The sequence below is a fragment of the Aerococcaceae bacterium zg-252 genome (genome assembly GCA_016237705.1).
Lineage (GTDB): Bacteria > Bacillota > Bacilli > Lactobacillales > Aerococcaceae > Globicatella > Globicatella yangjingiae.
In genome coordinates, this window is sequence record CP066204.1 from 1,769,014 (window position 1) to 1,794,616 (window position 25,603).

A 25,603-nucleotide genomic window follows, 5' to 3' on the forward strand; every position below is an offset into this window, starting at 1 on the left:
TTAATTCGCTAAACCTTCATTTTTCATTGTTTCAGCAACTGCTGCGATTGCTTCTGCTTCATCAGCACCTTCAGCTGTAATCGTAACATCAGCACCTTGACCAACACCTAAAGACATAACGCCCATGATTGATTTTAAGTTAACTGATTTACCTTTATACTCTAAGTTTAAATCTGAAGAAAACTTGCTCGCAGTTTGCACTAATAAAGTTGCAGGACGTGCGTGGATTCCTGTTTCAGCTACTACATGAAATTCTTTCTTTTCCATAATACAATACCCCTTTAATAATAGTTGTTTGTTCAGAGTCTATTTGAATACTTCAAATACACCCTATCATAGTTAAGAATAACATTTTTTTTATATTTGAACAACCTTTAACCACTATTTTAATGCAATTTTTCGGTTTTTCTTATCAAAAATCTTTCTACTTTAATCTCCGGTCCTTTAAACAATTCAAAGAGTGCTAATAAGCATTCCTACTTATCAGCACTCTTCAATTTTTCTGCCTTTAACACAATATTAAACATAATTAACGCAATTCAATTTCAATGAAATTATTCCCATGTAAAATTTCTAAATCTTTGACATTACAATTAGGAAATAACTTACCGATGACAAAATCAATTTCGCGTTCACGTATTGGACGTTGTTTATTGATGATAACAAGGTTTTGATGCGTACTTGCTTTAGTGTTTATTACAGTACTTTTTCCTAAAGAAAATACACGAACAGATTCTGTATCAGTATTTTCTAGTTGACGGCATACCAGGTCGGAGTGACTATTCGTAACATCAATTAATTTCATATAATTATTCCTTTCGATGCATAGAGCAAGACGTAAAATCTAAGGGCTGGTGCATAATGACAATCTGTTTTCCAATATCATTTTCGGCTAACCATGAACTGTATATTACTTAATTTTAATTATAAGCCTCTTTACATCAAAATAACAGTGAAATTATAAAAAAAACATGAAAAACACACAGAATTTCTGCTGCACTGTCTTTATCTCCCGAACAAATCAAATAAAAGCACTTGAATCGAAATCCAAGTGCTTTATTGTAGTTCTCACGAACCTATTTTTAATTATGCTAATGCTTTTTTAGCTTGTTCAACTAATGCAGTGAAAGCTGCAGCGTCGTTGATTGCTAATTCAGATAACATTTTACGGTTTACTTCAATACCAGCTTTTTTCAAACCATTCATTAATACTGAGTAGCTGATGCCGTTCATACGAGCAGCTGCATTGATACGTGTAATCCATAAGCGACGGAAGTCACGTTTTTTCTGACGACGGTCACGGTATGCATAAGTGTATGATTTCATTACTTGCTGTTTAGCAGTTTTGAATAATACGCTCTTTGCTCCATAGTAACCTTTAGCTAATTTTAATGTACGTTTACGACGTTGACGAGTAACATATCCACCTTTAACACGTGCCATGTTTCATTACCTCCTTGAATTATTTAGAATTATAGTGCTGAAATCATTTGTTTAACACGCTTGTAATCTGTTGCGTGAACTAAACCTGATTTACGTAAGTGACGTTTTTGTTTAGTAGTTTTACGTGGTGCTAAGTGGCTACGGTATGCTTTAGCACGTTTTAATTTTCCTGTACCTGTACGTTTAACACGTTTAGCTAATCCGCGGTGAGTTTTTTGTTTTGGCATGATAATTCCTCCTGAAAAAAATATTATTCTGCTGATTTAAGTGGTGCTAGCATAATAAACATACTACGCCCGTCCATTTTTGGTTGAGACTCAACAGTTGATACTTCTTTTGTATCTTCAATGAAATCTTCTAAGACATCACGTCCTAAATCTTTATGCGTAATCGCACGTCCTCTAAAACGAATAGTTGCTTTTACTTTATCGCCACTTTCCAAAAACTTAATTGCTTGGCGCAATTTTGTGTTGTAATCGTGGTCTTCAATCGAAGGACTCAGTCTTACTTCTTTCACTGTGATAATTTTTTGATTTTTACGTTGTTCTTTCTCTTTCTTTTGCATTTCGTATCGATACTTACCGTAATCCATGATTCTGGCAACAGGTGGTTGAGCTTGTGGCGATACTAATACTAAGTCAAGTCCGAAAGATTCTGCAATGGTTAACGCATCATTAAGAGATTTTACTCCGATTTGTTCACCATCTCCACCAATCACACGTAATTCGCGTGCTCGGATTTCTTCGTTAATTGGTAATTCTTTAACGATAAAGTCCACCTCCATATATTTCTTGAGCGGCAAGTAGTATCCGCAATGCAATAAAAAAAGCCAGTTTAACTTTTGTTAAACTCGCCGTGTTCTGTACACAAGTCAAAATAAATGACTGTCGTATAATATTTGCCAACACACTTACAGCATGTCTGGCGAGAAACGGCGGTTTCTACTTGTTTTCTCAACTTTTATATCTTAACATATAAAAAATAGCATTGCAACTAATTTTTACAGGAATTATTTTGTTGCAAGTAGCCACCGTTTTTATTCTCTACCATAACAAATCGTTGTCGTACTCTATCACATCGGTGTGCCGTCTATGTCTTCCAAACGGTAATGTGTCGATTGATAGACGTCATTAATCCAATTATGATAGAACAAATAGGCATGTGAACGCCATGTATTCATCGGTTGATTTTGTAAGTAATAATGCTCCGGCTCAGCCGTATCCATTCCTTTAGCCTGGTCACGTTGATATTCACCATCTAAAGAATGCGTATCATACTCCCAATGCCCCAAAATAAAAATATTATGGTCATCATCGGAAATTAAGATGCTCGGTCCAAATGCTTGATGATTATCAATCATATGCACCGGTGCTTTTTTCAGTTGTTCGATATTCAAACCCGTATAACGTGATTGAGGCACCATAAATTGGTCATCAAAGCCTCTAAATAGACGATGTGGTTTTAATAGATGTGACGGATACACACCAAATAATTTTTTATCATACTGAACTTTATCAACTTGATAATGGTGATATAAGCCCGCTTGAGCTCCCCAACAAATATGTAAAGTGGAAGTGGTATGATTTTGACTCCAATCCATAATCTCTTGTAACTCGTTCCAGTAATCAACTTGTTCAAATGGCAAAGTTTCTACTGGCGCCCCCGTAATAATCATCGCATCATAACGGTGTTGTCGTATCTCTTCAAACGTATAATAAAATTTGGACAGATGCCCTAAACTTGTATTTTTATGTTCGTGCGTTGAAATACGCAAAAAATCAACTTCTATTTGCAATGGACTTTGACTAATTAAACGCAATAATTGTGTTTCCGTATCAATTTTATTCGGCATTAAATTTAAAATAATAAATTTCAACGGGCGAATATCTTGATGTTTCGCTCTTTCGTCATTAATCGCAAAAATATCTTCTTGTTTCAAAATAGCTTTCGCTGGAAAATCATCTTTCAATGTAATTGGCATGCTGTTCCTCCTATCTCTGCTCATTCAGACTGCCTTAACAGTCGCACTCACACTTTGTTTTATTCTGTTTTGTCATAAAAACGTTCAATCGGTACACTCACAATAATCAAAAATACATATGCTGTCTGCAACCAGACTATTGAAACATCCATTAGTCCATGAACTAAAACAGCACATATCGTAGCAGCAATTAACGCTACTTCTTTAATTCCCTGACGTGCTCGTAACTGTCGTAAAATTGTTCTAATAAATGGGACTAACGCATTCACTAGCAGCATCAGTCCAATCAGTCCATAATTCGCTAATAAATCAATTAATAACTGATGCGAGTGCATATCAGCCTTATCAGTAAATAAATAATATAAGTTCAAATAAGCAAAAGCTCCCCTACCGGTTAATGCTCTCGTTTTAAAAATACGCCACCCATTCTCCCAAATCATAAACCGGTCCTCAAAGCCATAGGCTAAGGATGTAAAACGTGGAAATAAACTCGGCTTCACAATTATAGCCACCAAGCCAATGACTCCTAGCACCAGCAATATCCATGCAATTTTCGGCTTATTCAATAAGACTAATAAAAACACACTCACTAATATCGTCGGAATTAACATTCTTGAGGCTGTCAACACAACTGCAATATTCATCACACATAACATCAAGAATACACAAGCATACTCCCAACATTTAGTTGCGATTGTCATCCAATAGACACTTACCAATATTGTCATCACTAAAAATAGCCCAAAATAATTCGCATTAAAGAAAAATGACTCAGCACGAAATTGGGGATTAGACTCTGTTATTATATATCGCCAACCATAATGATGCTCTTGAATGTAACGCCAGTAAGTCCAAATCGCATGAAAGCTCGACAATGCACCTAGAACACTTATTGTTTTCATTAATACTCGATAGTACGAGAGTGTAACATTTTTACGATAACAAATGACAAAAAAAGTAAATGCGAAAAAAACAATCGGCAATAAGCTCCCTTTCAAATTATCATTCAATATTGCACTTATTAAAGCAAATAAAATAAATAACCACCAATCTTTTGATTGGTTAAGAAATGCTGACCATTCACCACGATATAACCAAAGTAAATATCCGACCACTCCTATAAAAATCGGCCCACTTATGTAAAATGGTAGTATGATACAGGTAGTTACAATAAAATAAACAATCGGCACCTTTAAGATTGCGAGATTTTTTATCATACGATTCACCTACCATTCAAATTAAAAATCTATCATTATTATATAATACCTTATTCATTTTCTCTACTAAATTTATGATTTTTTTGTGAAGTTTTCATGTTCTGCATTCAAGTCATGTACACCGAAACGTGTTTTTGTTATAATAAATTTTGAAATTTATTTAACGGTTTAATAAAAACTTTAAACCATTAGCACTAAGTTCTAGGAGGTTCTACGTTGAAAATATCAAAAAAATTAATCCACAGCTCGATGCTTGCCCTATTAGCGTCTGCCACATTATTTTCACCTTTAGCTGCACAGGCACAAGTTTCGAAAGTTCCTAATTTATCTGGAGCAGTTCCGGATACTGCAGTAGCTGACCCTTTCACAATGCCAGAGGACTACCCGCAAGAGATTATCGATTGGTTTGATAAAAATATTGATTCTCGTTCTTATGTTGTGGTTGACGGTGAAACTAATCGTGTTTTAGCTCAACAAGAAGGAAATGTTCGTTATCCTATCGCATCAATGTCAAAAGTTGCGTCAATGTATTTGGTCTATCAAGCCATTGCAGACGGTAAACTCAAATTAACAGACAATATTACGATTCCACAAGAAATTGAAGACCACATGTCATTCAACCCTGAAATGTCAGCAATGGGGCTCCATGCTGGTGTGGAATACACTGTTGAGGAATTAATTTATGGTGTAATGTTACTTTCAGGTAATGATGCAACTTCTACCTTAATGTGGCACCTATATGGTTCTGAACAAGAAGCTGTCAAAGCAGTTCGTCAATTATTAACTTCATGGGGTATTACAAATTTCGAGTTTTACACAACTTCAGGTATTCCAATTAAATATTTACCTGAATCTATGTGGATTGAAGGCTCTAACGAAACAAACGAGAACAAAATGAGTGCTGCTGATGTTGCCTTAATGGCACAGCACATCGTTACTGATTTTCCAGAAATCTTAAAAGTAACTTCTTCAATGTCTTATGTTGCGAAAGAAGGCACTGAGTATCAAGTCAACATGGGCAATCCGAACCAATTACTACCTGATTCAGGAAGTGAACACGCACGCGAAGGTATCACCGGTCTAAAATCAGGTTTTACCGATGATGCTGGTAAAAACTTTGTAGCCGTCGGTACTGAAAATGGCCGTCAAATCTTCGCTGTTGCAATGGGGCTATTTGACACAGAAGGACAAGGATGGACAAGTTATTGGGAAATTGAAATTTTATTAAATAAATTAGCTGAATTCCCTGATTTATACAAAAACGAAGCATTACCAAGCAACTTGCCAAAAGAGCCTGAAATGCCTGAAGAAGAAACAACACAATCTGACTCAACAGATAAAGATACTAAAGAGATGTTACGTGAACAAGGAATTTCTGACGAAAATCGTCGAGATAATCCAATTACCAACTTCATGAAAGGTATCTTCAATATTTTCAAATAACATTATTCAAAATACTCAAGGTCATTTTTCGACTTTGAGTATTTTTATTCCGCTGTTCGCTCGGCTTAACTTAACACCCACCTTAGAAAACTTGCTCACACTATTTCTATTATTTTTCGATTGTTATTTGAATTTCATGCTATGAAAACGTAAAATAGACTTAACATGTTATGGAGGCATTTATGAAAAAAAGAAGTCTATATATATTAAGTTTCACGATTCCTATTTTAACGATGGCTTTAGTCTTTTGTTGTTTACAATTTTATCCCTTATCAGATAAAACGATTACTTCGGGGGATTTTACTGCACAATACTTACCCCTGTATGTCGCCTTGAAAAATGCCATATTAAATTTCGATTTATCACAATTTTACTGGTCATTCAGTAAAGGTCTCGGTGGTGCAACACCGTCAGTACTCGGTTTCAACAGTATTAGCCCTTTGACATTGTTATATGCTATTTTTCCAGTTAGCCAATATAGTATCTTGACAGTTATCGTTACGCTATTGCGTCATGGTCTATGTGGCTTAACTTTCAGTTACTATTTAGTAAAATGCAAAAATGGTAATCAAGATACTCAATCCAGTATGTTAACGCTAATATTTTCAAGTATCTATGCGCTATCTGGATTTATTATTTCTCAGCAAATCAATCCAAACTTTCTCGATAATTTAGTATATTTACCACTATTAGCTATCGGCATTGAGTGCATTTTAAATGGCAAATTCAATATAAAATTCTCTATTGTCTTAGCTATCATGTATCTGACTCAGTTTTATACTGCTTACATGGCAACACTTTTTATTGTATTTTATGGGTTATACTATCTTTTATCTTTAAATCTCACTTGGAAACAACGATTATTGCGTTATAGCTCACTCGCTATCGCATCATTTTTAGGTATCTTTTTGTGTGGCTTTTGGGTATTTCCCTTGTTATCTAATTTAATTGAGAGCAAGGCATCTGCCGATAGTATTTTTGCAGTCAATTTTGATGTACTCTACCAACCCTTGTTAATCTTCACCAAATTTTTTGTTGGTGCTTTTAGTGGTGAAGAATGGGGCGATTCAGCTGCACGTCCACAAATCTATATCGCGGTTATTGGGCTAATCGGTTTGTGCCATTACTTTATTTCAACAAAAATTTCTTTGCGTGAAAAATATAGTGCAGTGATACTGTTGGGCATTTTTCTAATGAGTTTTACTATTCACTTTTTCGACCAAATTTGGCACATGGGACAACGTCCTGTCGGCTTTTATTTTAGAAACTCATGGATTTTTATTTTTATCGCCTTGACGCTAGGATATACAGCTTTCCAACAACAAAATCATATTAAAAAACAAGATATTCCAAAATATTTACTGGTACTGCTCGGCATCTGCATAGTGGGTTTCACAGCTAAAGTAGATTACTTAAATTCGACAAAAATATTTATCTCTGTCCTATTATTTGAATTTACTATCATGATACTGTCAACTACTAAAAAACAACGACTAACACTTGTATTATTATTAACCGTCGGCGAATTATTCACCAATGCCTTTCTCGGCTTACCGTCTGCCCTATGGTTTATCTCCAATGATAATTTCACACAGGTCAGCAATACCTATAACAATACAGCACTAGATACACTGCAAGATTCATCACCTTTTTACCGTGTGGAATCCTATAAGCCACCTATTTATGCCAACTATAATTATTATTCAAGAACCAATAGTGTGACCCATTTTTCATCGAGTTTAGAGTTTAACCAAATTGAGCTTTATTCAAAATTAGGACTGCCGTCTTCCACTGCGATGACAAATTATGTGTCATTACCATTGACAGATGCCTTGTTTAATTTGAAATATTTTATTGATAGCAATGAACATCATGCACAAACACTTGATTTAGAACAACGTTATATGCGTTTGAGTAAATACGATAAATGGCAATCCATTTTTTATAATCCCTACATACTAAATTTAGGATTCTTAGTGGATGAATCATTCACAGCCTATGAAATGAATGAGCATGACCCATTTTTCAATCAAAACGAACTGATGAAACGCTTGTTCCAAATTGACGATAATTTATTTGAACAAGAACATTTTTCATCAATACAAATGGAAAATCTCGCTGAAAATAACGGCCAATATACTCGCATGGACGAAAATCAACCAACCAAACTTAGTTTTCAATTGATGAATGCGAATAGCGACTATTTATACTTTTTGCGTGTACCGAGTGCCGTACGTTATGAATTCACACAATCACAATTGACACAAAATGATAAACCTTATCCATACCAAGACAGGTTTAAACGTGACCAAATTTGGCCATTGCACATCGCTGATAATCAAACCATTACCTTTACGATTGACGGCACAAAACCAGATTTCTATGCTTTGCAAGACTTCAAACTTTATCGTTTTGATTTAGCTCGCTTTAAAGCTCTCATTACAGCAAAGCAAGCAGATAATATCAAAATTTTATCAGTCAAGCACAATAAAATCAAAGCAAATGTAACAGTTAACAACGAACAAATGTCTACTACATTTTTCTCCATTCCATATAGTCGTGGTTGGCATGTCAAAGCAAATGGTCAAACAATCTCCACTAAAGCTGCTTGGGGCAGTTTCCTCAGCTTTAAGTTGCCAATTGGAGAGCAGCATTTAGAGTTGTATTATCGCCCACCTGGTTTAATTTTAGGGTGTTTAGCGTCCATTTTATCAGCAGCTATCTTATTAGCGATACATTATCACAATCGATTACGAAAAAAGAGGTTCATCGAACGATGAACCCCTTTTTTTATTGATTCTTATTTAATTGAACTTGAACCTGATTTTTCATATTTATTTGCAAAACCAGTCGCTCGTAAAATGAATTTAATTACTTCAACGAAAACAATAATACTTGCTGCTGCCGCTAACATGATTGACCACTCCGTCATTGACAATTCTACTACGTCAAATAAATTGCGTAAAAACGGAATAATAACAACCATTAATAGCATCGCACCTGAACCTACAAAAGCATAGTTCAAGTACTTATTCGCAAATGGATTGCTGCTGAATAATGATTTGAATACTGACTTCACATTATAAGCATGGAACAATTGAATCATACCTAATGTTAAGAATGCCATTGTTTCACCATGGTCATTACCTAAGCCCATTACATGAGTTGAATACCAGTAAACAAATAAAGTAATACTTGCCTCTAATACTCCTTGATACACAATACTTGGGAAAACACCAAATGATAAGAAATTATCTTTCGATGTACGTGGTGCGTATTTCATTGAATCTTTTTCGGCACCCTCCATACCTAATGCAATCGCTGGGAAAACGTCCGTTACTAAGTTAATCCATAAAATATGTACTGGCTCTAAAATTGTCCAACCTAACATTGTCGCAACGAATAAGGTAATCACCTCACCCAAGTTAGCTGATAATAAGAACTGAACCGCTTTTTGAATATTAGAGAATACTTTACGTCCCTCTTCAACGGCTACAACAATCGTTTCAAAGTTATCATCGGCTAAGACCATATCAGACGCACCTTTTGATACTTCAGTACCAGTAATCCCCATACCAACACCGATGTCAGCTTGTTTAAGTGACGGTGCATCATTTACACCATCTCCTGTCATTGATACGACAACATCATTTGCTTGCCACGCACGAATAATACGCACTTTATGTTCTGGTGATACACGTGCATATACTGAGTAGTTTGCTACACGTTTTGCTAATTCATCATCTGAAATCTCATCTAATTCAGCACCTGTTAATACGTGAGTTTCATTGTTTGCTTCATTTGGATCTAAGATACCTAAACGCTCAGCAATCGCTTGAGCTGTTACAGCATGGTCACCAGTAATCATAACTGTACGAATACCTGCCTCACGTGCTACTTTAATCGCATCGCCAGCTTCTTTACGCTCAGGGTCAATCATTCCGACTAAACCAGCAAAGATTAAGTCGTGCTCTAGCGTATCAGAATTTAATTCTGTTGGTAAAGTATCAATAATTTTATACGCACCTGCTAACACACGCAATGCTTCACGTGCTAAGGCTGTGTTTTTCGCTAAAATATCATCTACTTGTGCTTGTGAGATTGGCTCAACATGTCCATTCACATCAACTAAAGTACAACGTTTTAATAATTGATCCGGTGCACCTTTTACAGCCACTGCGTAACGACCGTCAGCTAATTGATGAATTGTTGACATTAATTTACGTGTCGAATCAAATGGCACTTCAGCCACACGTGGTGTTTCTGCTAAAGCAACTTGTAAATCAAATGATTTGTCTAAAGCATATTTAATCATTGCCGTTTCAGTTGGGTCACCGATTAACGCACCTTGTGCATCAATTTCAGTGTCATTGGCAAAACTGATAGCCTTTAATAAAGGTGTGTTCAAATCAATTTGTTCTGACGCATCATGTAATTCACCATTATAGTAAACTTTTTCAATCGTCATTTTATTGACCGTTAATGTACCTGTTTTATCCGAACAGATAACCTGTGTACTACCTAAAGTTTCAACGGCTGGTAAAGTACGCACTAATGCTTTACGGTCTGCCATTGTACGAGTTCCTAATGACAGGATAATCGTTGAAATCGCTGGTAATCCCTCTGGAATCGCTGCTACTGCCAATGAAATTGCTACTAATAACATTTCAAGTGGTGCACGTCCACGTAAAAGTCCCACAACAAATGTCACCGCTGCAATAATTAAAATAAGAATTGTTAACGTCTTACCTAGTTGCTCTTGGTCACGTTGTAAAGGTGTTTGTTGTTTTTCAGTACTTGATAACATTGATGCGATATGCCCTACTTCAGTATTCATACCTGTTCCTGTTACCACTGCTAAACCACGACCATATGTCACATTCGTACTTGAAAATGCCATATTATTACGGTCACCTATACCAGCTTCTTCTCCTGCAGCAAGTGTAACAATTGATTTTTCAACTGGAACAGACTCCCCTGTTAAAGCTGATTCTTCGATTTGTAATGAATTTGCCTCAATCAAACGTACGTCTGCTGGCACAACATCTCCAGCCTCTAATAGAACAATGTCACCTGGTACTAATTCGCTACTCTTAACACTTTGTACATTACCATTACGTCTTACACGAGCAGCTGGTGATGCCATTTTACGCAATGCATCAATCGCTTCTTCAGCTTTCGCTTCTTGGAACACACCGATAATCGCATTTAAAATAACTACAAGTAAAATAATCATCGCATCGGTTAATCCATGTACACCCTCAGCAATTACCGAAACTAATGCTGCTGCCAATAATACGATAATCATGAAATCTTTAAATTGAGCGAAGAACTTTTGTAAAAGCGTTGTTTTTTCTTCTGCTTCTAACTCATTTAAACCAAACTCCTCATGACGTTTCGTTGCTTCCTGATCCGTCAAACCATTTGCTACATCTGATTGCAATTTTGCAACAACTTCTTCAGCCGATAATTGATATGCAATAAAATCCTTTTCCAACAATATATGCCTCCTAAATCTTTTCGTTAATCCATAAAATTTCACTCAACAAAAATGAGACTTCTACGCTTACCTATCCTATGATAGATTAAACGCACAAGTCTCACTTTTTAAGTACAGTACCAGTAGGGTATCCTACTTGTCGTTGTTGATACTGACGAGATGCTAACATCTCAAGTTACTCCCTCATGAATCTTAACTTGTCATTATTATACCAAACTCACCAAAGATTGCAATCATTTTTTAACAAACTCTTTAAATGGCACTTTGATTCAAGTCAACAAACATTAAAGAAAAGCAATCAGTGCGTGCTACCTCCTCACCACTGATTGCCAACTAATTAATCAATTATTTTAATACATCCCATAATTTTTTATCGATATTTCCCAATACTAAGTTAGGATTAATCGCATTAAAACGACTGAAATTCAATGTCGTCAAAGTTGAAACACTACCTTCTCCTGGAGTAGCTACCCATAAATAAACCGACACCAATTGTTGCGTCTTTCTATCAATTCGATAGTCCACACCATATATAGCTTCACCTTCACGAACTAAATGTGATATATCGACTTTTCCAGCTGCAGCTTGGAACGACTCTAAATCATATTCAAATAATTCACGCAATACATAAACATCAGACTCTTCATCCACTTCTAATGCATCAAGCACATCATGTTTTTCTAACACACGATTGACAAAATATTCGTAATAATTTTCAAGAGGCTCATCGCTAGTCGCTACATTTTCTTTATCAAGCGCATAGCGTTTTTGTTGTGCAATTAGACTTGTATCACTCAATTCACTATCTTTTACCGTACCTTCAACCGCCATATACGGTACACCTGCAAAATAATTACCTAACACTAATGTTGTCTGAGTGTCATCACCGTCGATTTGATTAGTATAGAGTTCATAGTAAGTCAAGGCTTTTGTTGGATTCTTCTCTTTGAAATATTGAGCAAATTCTGTTGATTCTGTATCCAATCCTGCAAATTCTGCAGCCGTATCAATCTTCCAATCTGCAAATTCTGCATTAGTATTCGTACGGATTTGCACACTATGTTGAATCGTTTGCCCTAAATCAGTGGCCTCTAAACGAATCGTTGCCACACTAATCGCACCATTTTCGTCATCTACTTGATAATCTAGTGTCACCGTTTTTTTAGCATTCGGTGTTAACATCATTGGAAAATCAATATACTGATAAATCGATTCTAATAATTCCGCATCTGTCACTTTTTTTGTCATATGAAGTTGTGATAATCCGTCTTCTACTTCAATGACATCATTACCTTCTAGCATCAATTTTACTAAATAAAGGTAAACTGTCGGCGTTTTAGTACTCCCTTTTAATTCTTGCCAAGCCATTTTATCCATATTTAAGAAATATTTTTCACCATTATAATAATACTCTTGCTTGATGGACTCATCAGCTGCTTTCGTTTCATTTTCGATATAGTACCCTTTCAAAGTACCTTCTTCATATTTTTCTTGTGTTTTCAAATGCGAAGTGACTGTTTTGTCATTCCATGTCGTTTCAGTTGCAATATCCATTTCTGCCTTACTTATTTTTGAATAATGCGCAGAAATCAAACTCATTAACTGATTAACTTGTTCTGTCTGCTTTTGCTTTTCTACCGCAAAGTCAGTTGAATAATCATCGTCAGAACGCTTTACTTTTTTGTCTTCCCCGGTAATCGGATTTCCTCCTGTACTACCCGGTTTAACAGGGCGTAAATCCACACAGCCTGCTAACATACATGTCCCTAGCAGGACAACACTCTTCTTAATCCAATGCATATACTCGCCTCACTTATTACTTTCTGTACCCTATTATAAACTAAGCAATATATTACCACAATGTTTATTTGTTAGCTATAATCAAGATGATACTGATAATTTGAAAGGAATGATTAAATATGACCGATTTTAAACAAGTTCTTGCCAATGCACAACATAATACTAAAGCTGTCACAAAGGAAATTCCAGATGTTATTAAACAACGCAATGCATTGCATCACACTGCCTTTAAGGATGGAGCTTTAACTGAAAAAACAAAAGAATTAATTGCTCTAGCTTTTGGTATCGCTGATAAATGTGACGCTTGTATTGCACATCATGTCAAAAAACTAATCACACTAGGAGTAACACGTGCTGAAATAGCTGAATTAACAAGTGTCGCAATTTTAATGAACGGTGGTCCTGGAATGGTCTACGCCGCTAAGGCATTAGAGGCATTTGACCAATTGAGTGAGGAGTACGTATAATAGATGTCGCACCACAGCATCAGACAATAACATCATGGGACTGAGCAAAAAGTCAAAAATTCTAACAAATCGAATGATAAGATTATTGTTAAATCAATATCTTTAATTCCAGTTATTAAAATTTATAGACTTTCTACCCAGCCCCAGTAACATCGCCCTTTCAATCCCAAAACCAAAGGAGCCAATAAAGTAAGTTCATTACATTGCCAAAATCTTTAAGCCTTTTCTTTTAAAACGATGTTTAAAATAATCGCAGCTAATGTCCCTGTCGAAATTCCTGAAGATAAAATCATTTGAATACTTGTTGGCAAGCCTGATAAAATTTCTGGACGAACTGTTACACCAATACCTAAAGCAAAAGCAACAGAAATAATTAATAATTCTCGGTCACCTAATTTAATTTGTGCCAATGTTTTCAATCCTTGAGCTGCTACTAATCCAAACATAATAACACCTACACCACCTAAAACAGGTTGCGGCATTACAGAAATCAATGCTGATAATTTAGGAAAGACACCTAGTATAGTTAAAATAATACCTGCTACAATCATTACATGCGTACTTGCTACTTTTGTTAAAGTAATCAAACCAACGTTTTGTGAAAAAGCTGTGTTTGGCCCTGCTCCAAAAATACCTGAAATCATTGAACCAACACCGTCTGCCAACACACCATTCGCAGCTCGCTCACTCGAAATTTTCTCTCCAGATGCCTCACCAATCGCCATCATAATCCCTACTGTTCCAATCAAGGATACGACATAAGCCGGAACGAATGATAAAGTTGAAGCTAAATCAAATGCGACACCATAACGAAATACTGACGGCAATGCAAACCATGCAGCTGATTGAACTGTTGATAAATCAACCATACCTAATGGAATACAAATAATATATCCAAATACCATACCAATAAATACAGAAGCGGTACTCCACATTCCTTTACCATAATGACTTAAAAACAAAGTGAAAATCATAATGATAACTGCTACGGAAATATTACGCACTGAACCATAATCACTAGAGCCAAAGCCTCCACCAGCCCAGTCAATACTTACTGGTAATAAGGTAATCCCAATTAATGACACAACTGTCCCAGTAATTAATGGTGGGAAGAATCGAATTAACGGCTTAATAAAACGACTTAAAATAATTTCAACAAATGACCCTAAAATAGTCGCACCGACAATTCCAGCCACTCCTAATTGAGAACCCACACTAATTGACGGATTCACAAAAGTAAAGTCTGTTCCCATCATACCGGATACTCTTGACCCAATTGGTCCTACCCCTTTAGATTGCAAAACAGTCGTAATACCCGACGCAAAAATTGTGGCACTGACCATTAACGAAGTTTGTTGTGGGTCAAAACCTAACGCACTACAAACAACCAACGGAACAGCTACTATCCCAGCAAAAGCTGCTAAAATATGTTGCAATGCCAAAACAATCGTAACTCCTACTGGTGGTTTATCATTAATACCGTATTTTAATTCGTGATTCATCTCAGACACAAAAACACCCCTTAAATTGAATTTACTGACTATCAGTCGAAATCTTTCGTTAATAATCTGATAGCTCAACTATAAATTCATTCGAAGAGGAATTCAACAAAATATTAATTTTAAAACTATTTTTTTATTTAATGTTCGTGTTTCAGAAAGATACTTTCAGTTCCTTAGCATCTATAACTGTAGAAATAGATTTTAATTGTTCGATTAAAAATTGGTCATGCGTCACAATAATCATCATTGTTTGCATTGCCTGTAACTCTTTAACTATTTGCACAAATTCACGAGTATTCTGTTCATCTAGTGCCGATGTCGGCTCATCACAACACAACAACGCTGGATTCATCATCATCGCACGAATAATAGCTACTCGTTGTTTTTGCCCACCTGATAAAATAGTGGGATACGCCATTGCTTTATCTGCTAATCCTAATCGTTCCAACCATTGTGTCGCTTGTTTTTCTAATTCATTTCGTGAGCCTACTTGATTACTCAAAGGGGCAAGCAAAATATTTTCCAACACTGATAATTGCGGAAACAATTGATAATCTTGAAACACATAACCAATAGAACGTTGGTAAATTTTCAAGTCTTGGTTTGCCACATATTTTCCGTCACGCACTAAATAATTATCATTAATCGCAACAGTTCCATTATCAACTGTTTCTAAATGATTTAACATTCTGAGCACTGTCGTTTTACCACTACCCGATTCACCTACCAACAAGGTAATCTCACCCGAATTCATTTTCAAACTAAAATCCAAGCAGATTGTCTGTGAACCAAATTGTTTTTGCAAATTTTCAACAACCAATCCCATTTTTATCCCTCCATTCTACTTTCAATTTTTCTCAATACCACACTGACAACTCCTGTAAAAATTAAATAGATAATCCCAACATAAACATATGGTAATAAACTCGCTTGTTGATTTGCTAACGTTTTACCTACTTTTAATAAATCATCTAAGCCCAATACATAGATTAAAGACGTATCCTTTATCAAGGTGATGACCTCGTTGCTAATAGACGGCATAACAATTCGCCATACTTGAGGAAGAATCACCTTTCGCCAACCAACCCAGCCATTAATTGATAACACTTTAAGTGCCTCAAACTGTCCCATAGGCACTGCTTGAATCCCACCACGAAATATTTCGATGAAATAAGCCGTATAATTTAAAACCAAGGTCATCAAGGCAGCTTGTTCACGCTGCAAGACAATTCCCAAAGTCGGCAACCCAAAATACACGAACATAATTTGTAATAACAGCGGAGTGCCTCTAAATATATAAACATAGCCTCGAATCAGTAGCCGTAACCAATTAGGTAGATATCGTTGCACTATGGCTAAGCATAAGCCTAACGGAATACTCATCACTAATGTTCCTACAAAATAATATAGCGTCAATAAAAATCCTCTACCTAATGGCTGAAACCATTGCCACTCTAACATCTAATCACTCCCTATATATTCGACTTGCACCTTGTTTTACTCTAAATCTTCAAACCATTTTTTTGAAATTTCAGCAAATGTTCCGTCTTGTTTTACTGCTGCTAATGCTTGATTAAATTGCTCCACAAAGGCTGCATCTGATTTTCTAAAGCCCACTGCATACTTTTCTTCACCAAAATTCTCTTTTAAAATACGGTAAGCGTCACCTTGTTTATTTTTACTTAGGAAATAAGTCGCTAATGTTTCGTCAACTACAATAGCATCTGCTCGTCCATTGTCCAAATCAGCAAATACTTCCACAAAAGTAGCATAGGTAATCGGTGCTTGACCGTCGATACTCTCGACAAAAGCACTATCCTTTAAAATTCCTTCTAATGAAGATGACTCCGCTTGAGTTGCGACAATTTTACCAGCTAAATCTGCTTTTGTTTGAATCTCACTCTCTTTTTTTACAATAATAATTTGACGATTATCTACATAAGAATCTGAAAATTGCAATACCTTTTCTCTTTCTTCCGTTATCGTATAACCATTCCAAATCATATCGATATTTCCAGTTGCTAATTCTGCTTCTTTCGTTGACCAGTCTATCGGTTGAAATTCATACGATACACCCATACGACTGAATACTACCTCTGCCAAATCAACATCAAATCCTACAATCTCACCTTGCTCATTTTTAAAACCAAACGGTGCAAAAGTATCATCAAATCCTATCGTAACCTTTTGCCCTGTTTCAATCTTCGATTCTGCTGATATATTCATTCCATTTACTAAATTCATCATAATTAAAGCAGCTGCGATACATTTTTTCCAAGTTTTCATTATTCATTCTCTCCTCTTCCTCAGACACACAATCCCACAACAAAAAAATCGTCCCTCACTCACAATACATTGTAAGCAAAGGACGTCTTATTAACGCGGTTCCACCTTTTTTCGTGACGACTTCACAGTCATCACCTCATTGAGAAATCAAATGATTTTCTCTAGCTATAACGTTGCCACCGAACATCTTCTTACTGGCTGTGTCTTCATCTAATCGCATTATTTACTCACACCACACGTAAACTCTCTCAAAATGTCATAGATCTCTTTGTCCAAGACGTATTTATTTTTATCATAAAATTATATTAATATAAAATTAAATAGATGTCAACGGTTATATTTAATTTATTTTTAATTTTATTATGTTTTTTTAAAAATAAAAGGTAGAATCCTATTATTTCAGAATTCTACCCAATATCATATCAAATCGTTTAATCACGCATCCCATAGCTATAAAACAAAGCCACCGCAGTACAGAAAATGCCCAGTAACATCGGAAAAGCCAAAACCACCTGTTTTTCTCCGAAATAGTAAACAGACACCACTACAATTTGTACAATTAAACTAGTAATTAATAATAATTTAATCAATTTCAAAAACTCTAACTGATCTTGCGGATCAAATTTTTTCATTCAACAACACCTCTTTGTTTTTGTCTCAAATTCTCACCGTCTACTTGCACTTCTTTTGCAACATAACGCACACGTTCCATTAAACGTGCTGCTTTAACTTTTTCAATACCCTCACGTGTCGATTCTAAATATACCGCTAATTCATCCATTGAAAAGTTAGAAGTGAAAAATGTCGGTAATGATTCTTTCATACGATATTCCAGAATAACCGCTAAAATATCATCACGTATCCATGCCGTAATATTTTCTGCACCAACATCATCCAACATCAATATCGGAACTTTTTTAACTTCAGTCACAAGGTCGTGAACACTATTATCTTGGATAGATTTTCGTGCATCCTGAGCAAAGGTCGGAAAATGCAACATCGTCACTTTAACACCCGACTGAGCTAGAGCATTCGCTAAAGCCCCTAAAATATATGTTTTCCCCACACCAAAGGGACCAGATAAATACAGACCTTGCGTTGATTCTGGGTGTTTGCGATAATTCGAAATAAATAATGCAATTTCATCAGCAATACGTTTACGTGATGGTGTATCAAGTTTCAACGCATTCCAACTCGCTTCTCGAACATCTTTGCTCATCATACGATTTTCCAACAGCGCTTTCGCTTTACGCTCTTGTTTACGTTTCAAATAACTTTCAGTCGGCTGATAAGCAATATCAATATAGTTTTGATTGACGAATAATATCGGAACGAACCCTGGATTTTTTCCTGGCTCACCTTTTTGGTACGCATCATGTTCCAATACAAATTCATTTAATTTCGATAATGAATTTTGTATCATTTCTTGAGAAATTTGGTCGGCATGTTCATTGATAAACTGTTGCACAGCCTCATGATGCAAAATACGCTCCACTGTCGCTTGAAAAGATTCATTAAAATGAGGTCGATCCATAATTTGCTTTAATATTTCTTGAACTGTCTGCATTACTTCTCACTTCCTTCATTAAATAACTGCCCTAATTGATTTCGTAGTTCTGCTTCCGATTGAGTTGTTTTTTCAGTTGATTGAATCTGGTCTTGCGATTGCTGTTTCATCCAATAAGGTTGTGGTTCTATCTTCTTAGGCTGTTGCTTACGATACGGCTGTATTCTCCCAGCTTGTTTTTGTTGAACTTGCTTCACTTTCATTTGCTGATGAATATAACTGATGACTTTCGCTGGCGAATCTAAATGCTGCTGCTGCCATTCATTCGCAACCCTTTCACTTTCACCTTTTTGAAAATCCGTACGTTTTTTGATAACCAACAAATAATACACCAAAAAGGACTGAACACTTTGTGGCAAACTTGTCAATTGTGCAATATTTTGAATATACAGTTGTTCTTGCGCCGAAACAAAGCCATTTTTATCACGTTTAATTTGCGTAAGCATCGCCAATGGCGAAACTTGTTCGCATAATAAGGCTATTTCAATCTCTTTGTCTTGCAACTGTGGAAATTGCTGTTTCAATGCTGTTCGACCACTTACATCAGCACTCGTTTTCGATTCTTGTAACATTGTATCGGCCGACAAGTCCGACTTCATGCTTTGCTTAGCTTTCGCAGCCGTCACTCTTAATTGCTCATAATCAACTTGTTTTTCCTTAGCATCATAATGCTTCAAAATCAATGCCACTAAAGCCGTCTCATCATAATTATAAATAGTATGCAGTGCCAACACTTCTTGTTTTAAACGATTATCAAATGCACTATGATCCACATGAGCTGACATCAATTTTCTTAAAAATAGTGCGTAATCAAAAAACTCACTCGCTTGTCGCTGCGGCTGGGAAGTTGAATGTTGTTGCAGCGTTCGACCTTTCAACATCTCATCAATTTGATGCTGATAATCGGTATGATTGGTCGAAAATATCGTTTCAAACGATACACTTACCTCTTCAAATTCAGCTAGTTCAATACTCGGCACTTCCCACTGCTTCAAAATTTCAAAAAATTGTAAATCACCTAATTGATTAATCAAAGCATTGGATAAATAAGGATTGGCTACAAAATCTTCCAACAACAATGGATATTGAATATCATACAATAAAGTTGGGTGCACCGTTCCAACACGTGCTTCTTTATATGTATGCAATAAACCTACTGCCTCTAATTTTAAGCGAGCTTCATCAATTGTACCTAATGCCCCTTCAACATATGGAAATAAATAGGAATGTACTCTACGCTGCGACATTTTTTGCTCATTGACAGGCTGCTGCAATAGCAGTAGATATAAATTAACCGCTCGATGTCCGATAATTGGTTGGTAAAGCTGAATTAAACTTTTTAGCTCTAACTCAGATAAAACACCACTTTGTCGAACAATAAATGGCTGTAAAGGACTTGTTAACTCACTCATGGTCTTCTTGCACTTGTGCCTCTCGCTTCATCATACTTTCTAATTCTTTGATGAACATTTCTCGTGATTGGAACTGACGATAAACACTAGCAAAACGAATGTACGACACTTCGTCTAGCTGCATTAATCGTGGCATGACAAATTCACCAATGCGTTCGCTCGCAATTTCAGCATCTGCCACTTTACTAATATCATTTTCAACTTCCGATACCAATTTTTCCATTTGGCCTCGTGTAATCGGACGCTTTTCAGCTGCACGTACAATACCACGCAATAATTTATCACGACTAAACTCTTCTCGTGTGCCGTCACGCTTCACGACCAACAAGGGCGTACGCTCCACTCGCTCGTAAGTATTAAAACGATACGCACAAGACATACATTCACGACGACGGCGAATTGCAATTGAGTCATCTACTGAGCGTGAATCAATTACTTTTGTTTGTTCACAATGACATTTTGGACATTGCATAAAGCACGTCTCCTTTCTCCACATATTTTTCATTAGATTTCATACAAATTATTCCTTATGAAACCCATTAATCGTACCGTTATTGTATCATACTTTAATCGGTTACACACCCTACAAATTTTATCTACTCGCAAGGTTTCTATTATTTAACTTACTAATCTTTAAGCTTTAACAGTGCTTGCTCAACTTGCTGATAAGTTGCTTTAACTGACCCACTATTATCAATAATAGTCGTCACCAATTGACGTTTTTGTTCGATTGGCCATTGCGAAGATAATCTCTCCTTTGCCAAATCCATGGACAAACTATCTCGTTCCATTAAACGAGTTAACTGCACGTCCTTGGAAACATAGACCAACCAAACTTCATCCACCTGTTTCTCATATCCCACTTCAAACAACAAGGGCATATCAATAAACAATATCGCTTGATTTGATTGCTCACGTTTTCTACGAATACGCTCAAAAATATAAGGGTGCAGCAGCTCATTTACCATTTGGCGTTTAGGCACATCTGAAAAAATTAATGTCCCTAATCGTTTACGGTCTAACTGTCCGTCCACCGTTAAAATCGATGAACCGAAAGACTGTACCAGTGCTACCAAGCCAGGTTGCCCTACTTCAACCACTTCTCTAGCTACTAAATCAGCATCAATCACTTCATATCCCTTACTTATTAAATACTGAGATACCGTCGATTTCCCAGTGGCGATTCCACCTGTTAAACCAATGACTTTCACATTGCATTACTCCTTATTTTTTGTTTCAACGCACTCTAACAACTTATATGCACGGTCGCTCACACTATGTTTTATTCCGGTTCGCTTGGGCTGCCTCGACGTCCACTTCAGAAATCGCTCGGAGTGCTAACGCACTCTTTCGCTTTTTGCTCCCGTGATTCATTTCAGAACGCTTGTTGTCGCACTATTTTTTTGGCATTGTGGACAAAAATGAGTGCCACGTCCTTTTAGTTGAATTTTATAAATTGGGTGTCCACATCGAGCACATGGTTCATTTTGTCGTCCATACACTTGCAATTGTTCTTGATAAGTGCCGGCTTCGCCCAATGAATTTAAGTACGTCCGGACACTTGACCCACCTGCTCGCACCGCTGCTTCCATTACTTGAATTATCGCATCATACAGACGTAAAACATCTTGTTCATTCAATTGATTTGCTATCATAATAGGATGCAGCTGACTTTTGTATAGCACTTCATCTACATAAATATTTCCCAATCCTGCTACAAGCGACTGGTCTAGCAATAATGGTTTCAACATCTTTTTGGATTGTTCCAACTGTTCAGCAAACCGTTCGCAATCGAAGTCTGCCCTTGTTGGCTCAGGCCCTAATTTCTTCTGAATAAAATAGCTCATATAATCAGCTTTATTTATCCATTCCATGCGTCCAAATTTACGGACATCGTGATAGTGCAATTGACTGCCGTCTGTAAACACAAAGCGACAATGCGTATGTTTTCCCTTTTGCTTTGGAATCTCATTGGCAGTAAAATACTGGTATTTCCCCTCCATACGCAAATGAGAAATCAATAGTCCATTTGTCATTTCAAAAATAAGATATTTACCTCGACGACCGATATTTTCAATTTGTTCACCTAGCAATTGTTGTTGCCATTCTCTTATATCTAAATCAGTGATAATAATTCGTGGCCAATCAACATAGATTGTTTCAATTTTCTTACCCACCACTAAGCTACTCAAACCACGTCGAACACTTTCTACTTCTGGTAATTCCGGCATTCAATTCCCCTCTTCACTTCATCATGACGCTATTTTATATCGTACCAGTTGATACCACTATTATAATCCACTTTTAATGGTACTGCTAAAGCAACTGCCTCTTCCATAACTTGTGGCACTAACTCTGCTAAACGTTCCAATTCTGCTTCTGGAGCTTCCAAAATCAATTCATCATGCACTTGCAACAGTAATTTTGCCGATAATTTTTCTTCTCTCAATGCTTCATCCAAACGAATCATCGCCACTTTAATAATATCTGCTGCCGTTCCTTGAATTGGCGAATTCATAGCTGTACGCTCTGCAAACGAACGTAAATTAAAGTTACTTGAATAAATATCCGGTAAATAACGACGTCGATTGAACAATGTGCTCACGTAACCTTGTTCTTTCGCCTCTTTCACAATATCTTCCATGAATTGAGCCACACCTGGATATTTTTCAAAATAGCGGTCAATAAATGTTTTCGCTGCTTTACGAGTAATATTTAAGTTTTGCGACAAACCATAATCACTAATACCATAGACAATACCGAAGTTAACAGCTTTAGCTTGACGACGATGTTGACTATCTACTTCTTCTGTATCAGACAAACCAAATACACGTCTAGCAGTAGCTGAGTGAATATCCTCTCCGTCAATGAATGCTTGACGCAAATGTTCATCGCCACAAATATGTGCCAGTACACGTAATTCAATTTGAGAATAATCAGCACCAAACAATTGCCAACCTGGCTGACTTGGTATAAAGGCTTGACGGATTTTACGTCCCTCTTCTAAACGAATTGGAATATTTTGTAAGTTTGGATCAGCACTACTTAATCGTCCAGTTTGTGTCAATGTCTGAACAAAACGAGTATGGATTTTACCGTCTTTATGAATATAACGTGGTAACCCCTCTACATACGTTCCTTTTAACTTCGAAATTTGACGATAGTCTAAAATTTTCTCGACAATCGCATGTTCATAGCGTAATTTTTCTAGCACATCCGCTGCCGTACTATAACCTGTCTTCGTTTTCTTAATAGCAGGCAAACCTAATTCATCAAATAAAACTTCTCCTAATTGTTTTGGTGAATTAATATTAAATTCTCGTTGTGCCAATTGATAAATTTCTTGTTCCATAATAACTAATCGCTGACTCAATGTTTTATCCATTGATTGTAACACTTCTTCATCAACCGCAATCCCTTGTATTTCCATATTCGCCAATACTTGTGCCAATGGCATTTCAATTGTATGATACAATTCCATAGCACCTACCGCTTCAAGCTGATTTGTCAAAGGTTGAACAGCAGCTACTAAAGTCATTACTTTATTAACTAAATGCTGATTTACCACTTGCTCATCTTCAGGTACAGCTAATTTAGCCCCTTTACCATAAATCATTTCATCAGATTGTAAACCGGTTTTCAGTGATAAAGATTGTGCAATAGACTCCAATGCTTGACTCTGATTTGGGTCGACAAGATACATCGCAATCGCAACATCAAATGTCACTTCTTTGAAATCTGCATTAAAACGACTTGCCAACACACGATCACGTTTATAATCCCAACTCACTTTGGTCGCTAAAGGTGACGCTAACCAATCAACAAATAGTTTTGATGCGAAAGCCTGTTCAGCTGATGCTATATAGACTTTTTCTGCCTCAATATCAGCCCATGCAATACGAATAATCTCTGCTTCATGGTAATTTTCAATTAATGTTTCAAAATAAATTACCGTTTGATTCGGTAAATGCTCTGTACCAATCTCCGATAAGACTTCAATAGCATAATGCATTGTCGGTTCATCAACTATTTCAGTTGGCACTTCGACTTCTAATTGATTTAAAAAAGAATTAAATTCCATTTGACGATAGTAGTCAATCAATGTTTCCTGATTTTTTTCACGCAATTCAATTTGTTCTAAACGAACCTCAATCGGTGCTTCTACCAAAATACGTGCTAAATCTTTACTCATGCGTGCATTTGCTTCATCACTAATAATATTATCTTTCATTTTTGACGGTTTTAATTCGTCCAAACGTTCATACATCGCTTCAACCGAACCAAATTGATGTAATAATTTCAATGCCGTCTTTTCTCCGATACGAGTAATACCGGGATAATTATCCGAAGAATCACCCATTAATCCTTTTAAATCAATAATTTGTTCCGGTGTTAAAGCGTATTTTTCTGCGATTGTAGCTGGAGTATAAGCTTCAAGGTCGCTAACTCCTTTACGCGTAATATAAACCGTCGTATTATCACTCGCCAATTGGATTAAGTCTTTATCTCCAGAAATTACGATGACTTCATCTTGAGCGTCTGCTTGATGTGCCAGTGTCCCAATAATATCATCTGCTTCGTATTCAGCTACTTCATAATGTTTAATACCATAAGCATCTAAAAACACACGCAAATATGGCATTTGCTCCTTAAACTCAGGTGGTGTTTTCTGACGACCACCTTTGTAATCTGCGTATTTCTCCGTACGAAACGTCGGACCAGCCTTATCAAAAGCCACCAAGACATGAGTCGGCTGAAACATTTCCAGTACAGAATCAATCATTCGATGAAAGCTATACAATGCATTGGTATGCAGTCCTGCTTTATTTTTAAATTTTTCAATATCTAAAATCGAGTAAAATGCTCGAAAGGCTAAACTACTTCCGTCTATTAGCATAATTTTTCTTTTTGCCATGCTGTTCTCCTTATTTTGTCTGGTTCACTTGGGTTGGTTTCTACTTCAAATGTCCTCTCTCACTCTATTT

23 protein-coding genes and 1 other annotated feature are annotated in these 25,603 nt (G+C 36.4%); of the genes, 3 read left to right on the top strand and 20 right to left on the bottom strand.

What is annotated here, in order from left to right; all coding sequences use genetic code 11:
- From JDW14_08300 to JDW14_08330, 7 genes are all read right to left on the bottom strand, one after another.
- Positions 1–267 carry a phosphocarrier protein HPr gene (locus JDW14_08300; protein ID QQD65284.1) on the bottom strand — a complete coding sequence of 89 codons (267 nt, stop codon included), beginning with the start codon at positions 265–267 and terminating at the stop codon, positions 1–3.
- A gap of 262 nt (positions 268–529) precedes the next feature.
- Positions 530–805, bottom strand: a complete 276-nt coding sequence (locus tag JDW14_08305; GenBank protein QQD65285.1) for a DUF1827 family protein — start codon at positions 803–805, stop codon at positions 530–532.
- A gap of 281 nt (positions 806–1,086) precedes the next feature.
- Entirely contained in the window at positions 1,087–1,443 is a 357-nt protein-coding gene (gene rplT / locus JDW14_08310) for a 50S ribosomal protein L20 (GenBank protein QQD65286.1), read from the bottom strand.
- A 29-nt stretch (positions 1,444–1,472) separates the two neighbouring features.
- Positions 1,473–1,670 carry a 50S ribosomal protein L35 gene (gene rpmI, locus JDW14_08315; GenBank protein QQD65287.1) on the bottom strand — a complete coding sequence of 66 codons (198 nt, stop codon included), beginning with the start codon at positions 1,668–1,670 and terminating at the stop codon, positions 1,473–1,475.
- A gap of 23 nt (positions 1,671–1,693) precedes the next feature.
- Positions 1,694–2,227 carry a translation initiation factor IF-3 gene (gene infC / locus JDW14_08320; protein QQD65288.1) on the bottom strand — a complete coding sequence of 178 codons (534 nt, stop codon included), beginning with the start codon at positions 2,225–2,227 and terminating at the stop codon, positions 1,694–1,696.
- Positions 2,228–2,257: 30 nt separating this feature from the next.
- Positions 2,258–2,396 (bottom strand) — a sequence feature (ribosomal protein L20 leader region).
- A gap of 119 nt (positions 2,397–2,515) precedes the next feature.
- The gene (metA, locus tag JDW14_08325; GenBank protein ID QQD65289.1) at positions 2,516–3,424 is read right to left on the bottom strand and encodes a homoserine O-succinyltransferase; all 909 of its coding nucleotides are present in this window, start codon (positions 3,422–3,424) and stop codon (positions 2,516–2,518) included.
- A gap of 59 nt (positions 3,425–3,483) precedes the next feature.
- Complete coding sequence (locus JDW14_08330) at positions 3,484–4,641, bottom strand: O-antigen ligase family protein (protein ID QQD65290.1); 1,158 nt, start codon at positions 4,639–4,641, stop codon at positions 3,484–3,486.
- Positions 4,642–4,857: 216 nt separating this feature from the next.
- Here JDW14_08330 and JDW14_08335 point away from each other — a divergent pair, with 216 nt between their 5' ends.
- Together JDW14_08335 and JDW14_08340 are read left to right on the top strand one after the other, a co-directional pair.
- Entirely contained in the window at positions 4,858–6,084 is a 1,227-nt protein-coding gene (locus JDW14_08335) for a D-alanyl-D-alanine carboxypeptidase (GenBank protein QQD65291.1), read from the top strand.
- A gap of 182 nt (positions 6,085–6,266) precedes the next feature.
- Positions 6,267–8,864: a YfhO family protein gene (locus JDW14_08340; protein QQD65292.1), complete on the top strand. Its 2,598-nt coding sequence runs from the start codon at positions 6,267–6,269 to the stop codon at positions 8,862–8,864.
- A 20-nt stretch (positions 8,865–8,884) separates the two neighbouring features.
- On the opposite strand, the gene JDW14_08345 is transcribed toward JDW14_08340, so the two are convergent.
- Both JDW14_08345 and JDW14_08350 read right to left on the bottom strand, forming a co-directional pair.
- Positions 8,885–11,584 (bottom strand): cation-translocating P-type ATPase, encoded by a 2,700-nt coding sequence (locus JDW14_08345; protein ID QQD65293.1) that lies wholly within the window; start codon positions 11,582–11,584, stop codon positions 8,885–8,887.
- A 345-nt stretch (positions 11,585–11,929) separates the two neighbouring features.
- Positions 11,930–13,384 (bottom strand): hypothetical protein, encoded by a 1,455-nt coding sequence (locus tag JDW14_08350; protein QQD65294.1) that lies wholly within the window; start codon positions 13,382–13,384, stop codon positions 11,930–11,932.
- 119 nt (positions 13,385–13,503) lie between these two features.
- Between JDW14_08350 and JDW14_08355 the strand changes: the two genes are divergently transcribed.
- The gene (locus JDW14_08355; protein ID QQD65295.1) at positions 13,504–13,851 is read left to right on the top strand and encodes a carboxymuconolactone decarboxylase family protein; all 348 of its coding nucleotides are present in this window, start codon (positions 13,504–13,506) and stop codon (positions 13,849–13,851) included.
- A gap of 215 nt (positions 13,852–14,066) precedes the next feature.
- Here the strand turns inward: JDW14_08355 and JDW14_08360 are convergent, their stop codons facing one another.
- The 11 genes from JDW14_08360 to polA all read right to left on the bottom strand — a co-directional run bounded on the left by JDW14_08360 (position 14,067) and on the right by polA (position 25,533).
- Positions 14,067–15,353, bottom strand: a complete 1,287-nt coding sequence (locus JDW14_08360) for a purine permease (protein ID QQD66541.1) — start codon at positions 15,351–15,353, stop codon at positions 14,067–14,069.
- Positions 15,354–15,504: 151 nt separating this feature from the next.
- Complete coding sequence (locus tag JDW14_08365) at positions 15,505–16,179, bottom strand: amino acid ABC transporter ATP-binding protein (GenBank protein QQD65296.1); 675 nt, start codon at positions 16,177–16,179, stop codon at positions 15,505–15,507.
- A 2-nt stretch (positions 16,180–16,181) separates the two neighbouring features.
- Positions 16,182–16,814: an amino acid ABC transporter permease gene (locus tag JDW14_08370; GenBank protein ID QQD65297.1), complete on the bottom strand. Its 633-nt coding sequence runs from the start codon at positions 16,812–16,814 to the stop codon at positions 16,182–16,184.
- Between the two features lie 36 nt (positions 16,815–16,850).
- Entirely contained in the window at positions 16,851–17,639 is a 789-nt protein-coding gene (locus tag JDW14_08375; GenBank protein QQD65298.1) for an amino acid ABC transporter substrate-binding protein, read from the bottom strand.
- Between the two features lie 431 nt (positions 17,640–18,070).
- Entirely contained in the window at positions 18,071–18,271 is a 201-nt protein-coding gene (locus JDW14_08380) for a hypothetical protein (protein QQD65299.1), read from the bottom strand.
- On the bottom strand, positions 18,268–19,206 hold the full coding sequence (gene dnaI, locus JDW14_08385; protein QQD65300.1) for a primosomal protein DnaI: 939 nt from the start codon (positions 19,204–19,206) through the stop codon (positions 18,268–18,270). The genes JDW14_08380 and dnaI overlap by 4 nt, the downstream gene beginning before the upstream one ends.
- Positions 19,206–20,618 carry a hypothetical protein gene (locus tag JDW14_08390; GenBank protein ID QQD65301.1) on the bottom strand — a complete coding sequence of 471 codons (1,413 nt, stop codon included), beginning with the start codon at positions 20,616–20,618 and terminating at the stop codon, positions 19,206–19,208. Before JDW14_08390 ends, dnaI begins: the two co-directional genes overlap by 1 nt.
- On the bottom strand, positions 20,611–21,090 hold the full coding sequence (gene nrdR / locus JDW14_08395) for a transcriptional repressor NrdR (GenBank protein ID QQD65302.1): 480 nt from the start codon (positions 21,088–21,090) through the stop codon (positions 20,611–20,613). Before nrdR ends, JDW14_08390 begins: the two co-directional genes overlap by 8 nt.
- A gap of 154 nt (positions 21,091–21,244) precedes the next feature.
- Positions 21,245–21,829, bottom strand: a complete 585-nt coding sequence (locus tag JDW14_08400) for a dephospho-CoA kinase (GenBank protein ID QQD65303.1) — start codon at positions 21,827–21,829, stop codon at positions 21,245–21,247.
- A 159-nt stretch (positions 21,830–21,988) separates the two neighbouring features.
- A complete protein-coding gene (gene mutM / locus JDW14_08405) occupies positions 21,989–22,849 on the bottom strand; it encodes a DNA-formamidopyrimidine glycosylase (protein QQD65304.1) in 861 nt (286 codons plus the stop codon).
- Between the two features lie 29 nt (positions 22,850–22,878).
- Positions 22,879–25,533: a DNA polymerase I gene (gene polA, locus JDW14_08410; protein QQD65305.1), complete on the bottom strand. Its 2,655-nt coding sequence runs from the start codon at positions 25,531–25,533 to the stop codon at positions 22,879–22,881.
- Positions 25,534–25,603: the final 70 nt, after the last annotated feature.

Coding starts and splice junctions, on each gene's coding strand:
- JDW14_08360 (QQD66541.1), bottom strand. CDS start 15,353: ATGAATCACGAATTAAAATACGGTATTAATGATAAACCACCAGTAGGA.
- JDW14_08305 (QQD65285.1), bottom strand. CDS start 805: ATGAAATTAATTGATGTTACGAATAGTCACTCCGACCTGGTATGCCGT.
- infC (QQD65288.1), bottom strand. CDS start 2,227: ATGGAGGTGGACTTTATCGTTAAAGAATTACCAATTAACGAAGAAATC.
- JDW14_08380 (QQD65299.1), bottom strand. CDS start 18,271: ATGAAAAAATTTGATCCGCAAGATCAGTTAGAGTTTTTGAAATTGATT.
- JDW14_08375 (QQD65298.1), bottom strand. CDS start 17,639: ATGAAAACTTGGAAAAAATGTATCGCAGCTGCTTTAATTATGATGAAT.
- polA (QQD65305.1), bottom strand. CDS start 25,533: ATGGCAAAAAGAAAAATTATGCTAATAGACGGAAGTAGTTTAGCCTTT.
- rpmI (QQD65287.1), bottom strand. CDS start 1,670: ATGCCAAAACAAAAAACTCACCGCGGATTAGCTAAACGTGTTAAACGT.
- JDW14_08330 (QQD65290.1), bottom strand. CDS start 4,641: ATGATAAAAAATCTCGCAATCTTAAAGGTGCCGATTGTTTATTTTATT.
- dnaI (QQD65300.1), bottom strand. CDS start 19,206: ATGCAGACAGTTCAAGAAATATTAAAGCAAATTATGGATCGACCTCAT.
- JDW14_08340 (QQD65292.1), top strand. CDS start 6,267: ATGAAAAAAAGAAGTCTATATATATTAAGTTTCACGATTCCTATTTTA.
- JDW14_08350 (QQD65294.1), bottom strand. CDS start 13,384: ATGCATTGGATTAAGAAGAGTGTTGTCCTGCTAGGGACATGTATGTTA.
- JDW14_08370 (QQD65297.1), bottom strand. CDS start 16,814: ATGTTAGAGTGGCAATGGTTTCAGCCATTAGGTAGAGGATTTTTATTG.
- metA (QQD65289.1), bottom strand. CDS start 3,424: ATGCCAATTACATTGAAAGATGATTTTCCAGCGAAAGCTATTTTGAAA.
- JDW14_08355 (QQD65295.1), top strand. CDS start 13,504: ATGACCGATTTTAAACAAGTTCTTGCCAATGCACAACATAATACTAAA.
- JDW14_08300 (QQD65284.1), bottom strand. CDS start 267: ATGGAAAAGAAAGAATTTCATGTAGTAGCTGAAACAGGAATCCACGCA.
- mutM (QQD65304.1), bottom strand. CDS start 22,849: ATGCCGGAATTACCAGAAGTAGAAAGTGTTCGACGTGGTTTGAGTAGC.
- JDW14_08365 (QQD65296.1), bottom strand. CDS start 16,179: ATGGGATTGGTTGTTGAAAATTTGCAAAAACAATTTGGTTCACAGACA.
- rplT (QQD65286.1), bottom strand. CDS start 1,443: ATGGCACGTGTTAAAGGTGGATATGTTACTCGTCAACGTCGTAAACGT.
- nrdR (QQD65302.1), bottom strand. CDS start 21,090: ATGCAATGTCCAAAATGTCATTGTGAACAAACAAAAGTAATTGATTCA.
- JDW14_08390 (QQD65301.1), bottom strand. CDS start 20,618: ATGAGTGAGTTAACAAGTCCTTTACAGCCATTTATTGTTCGACAAAGT.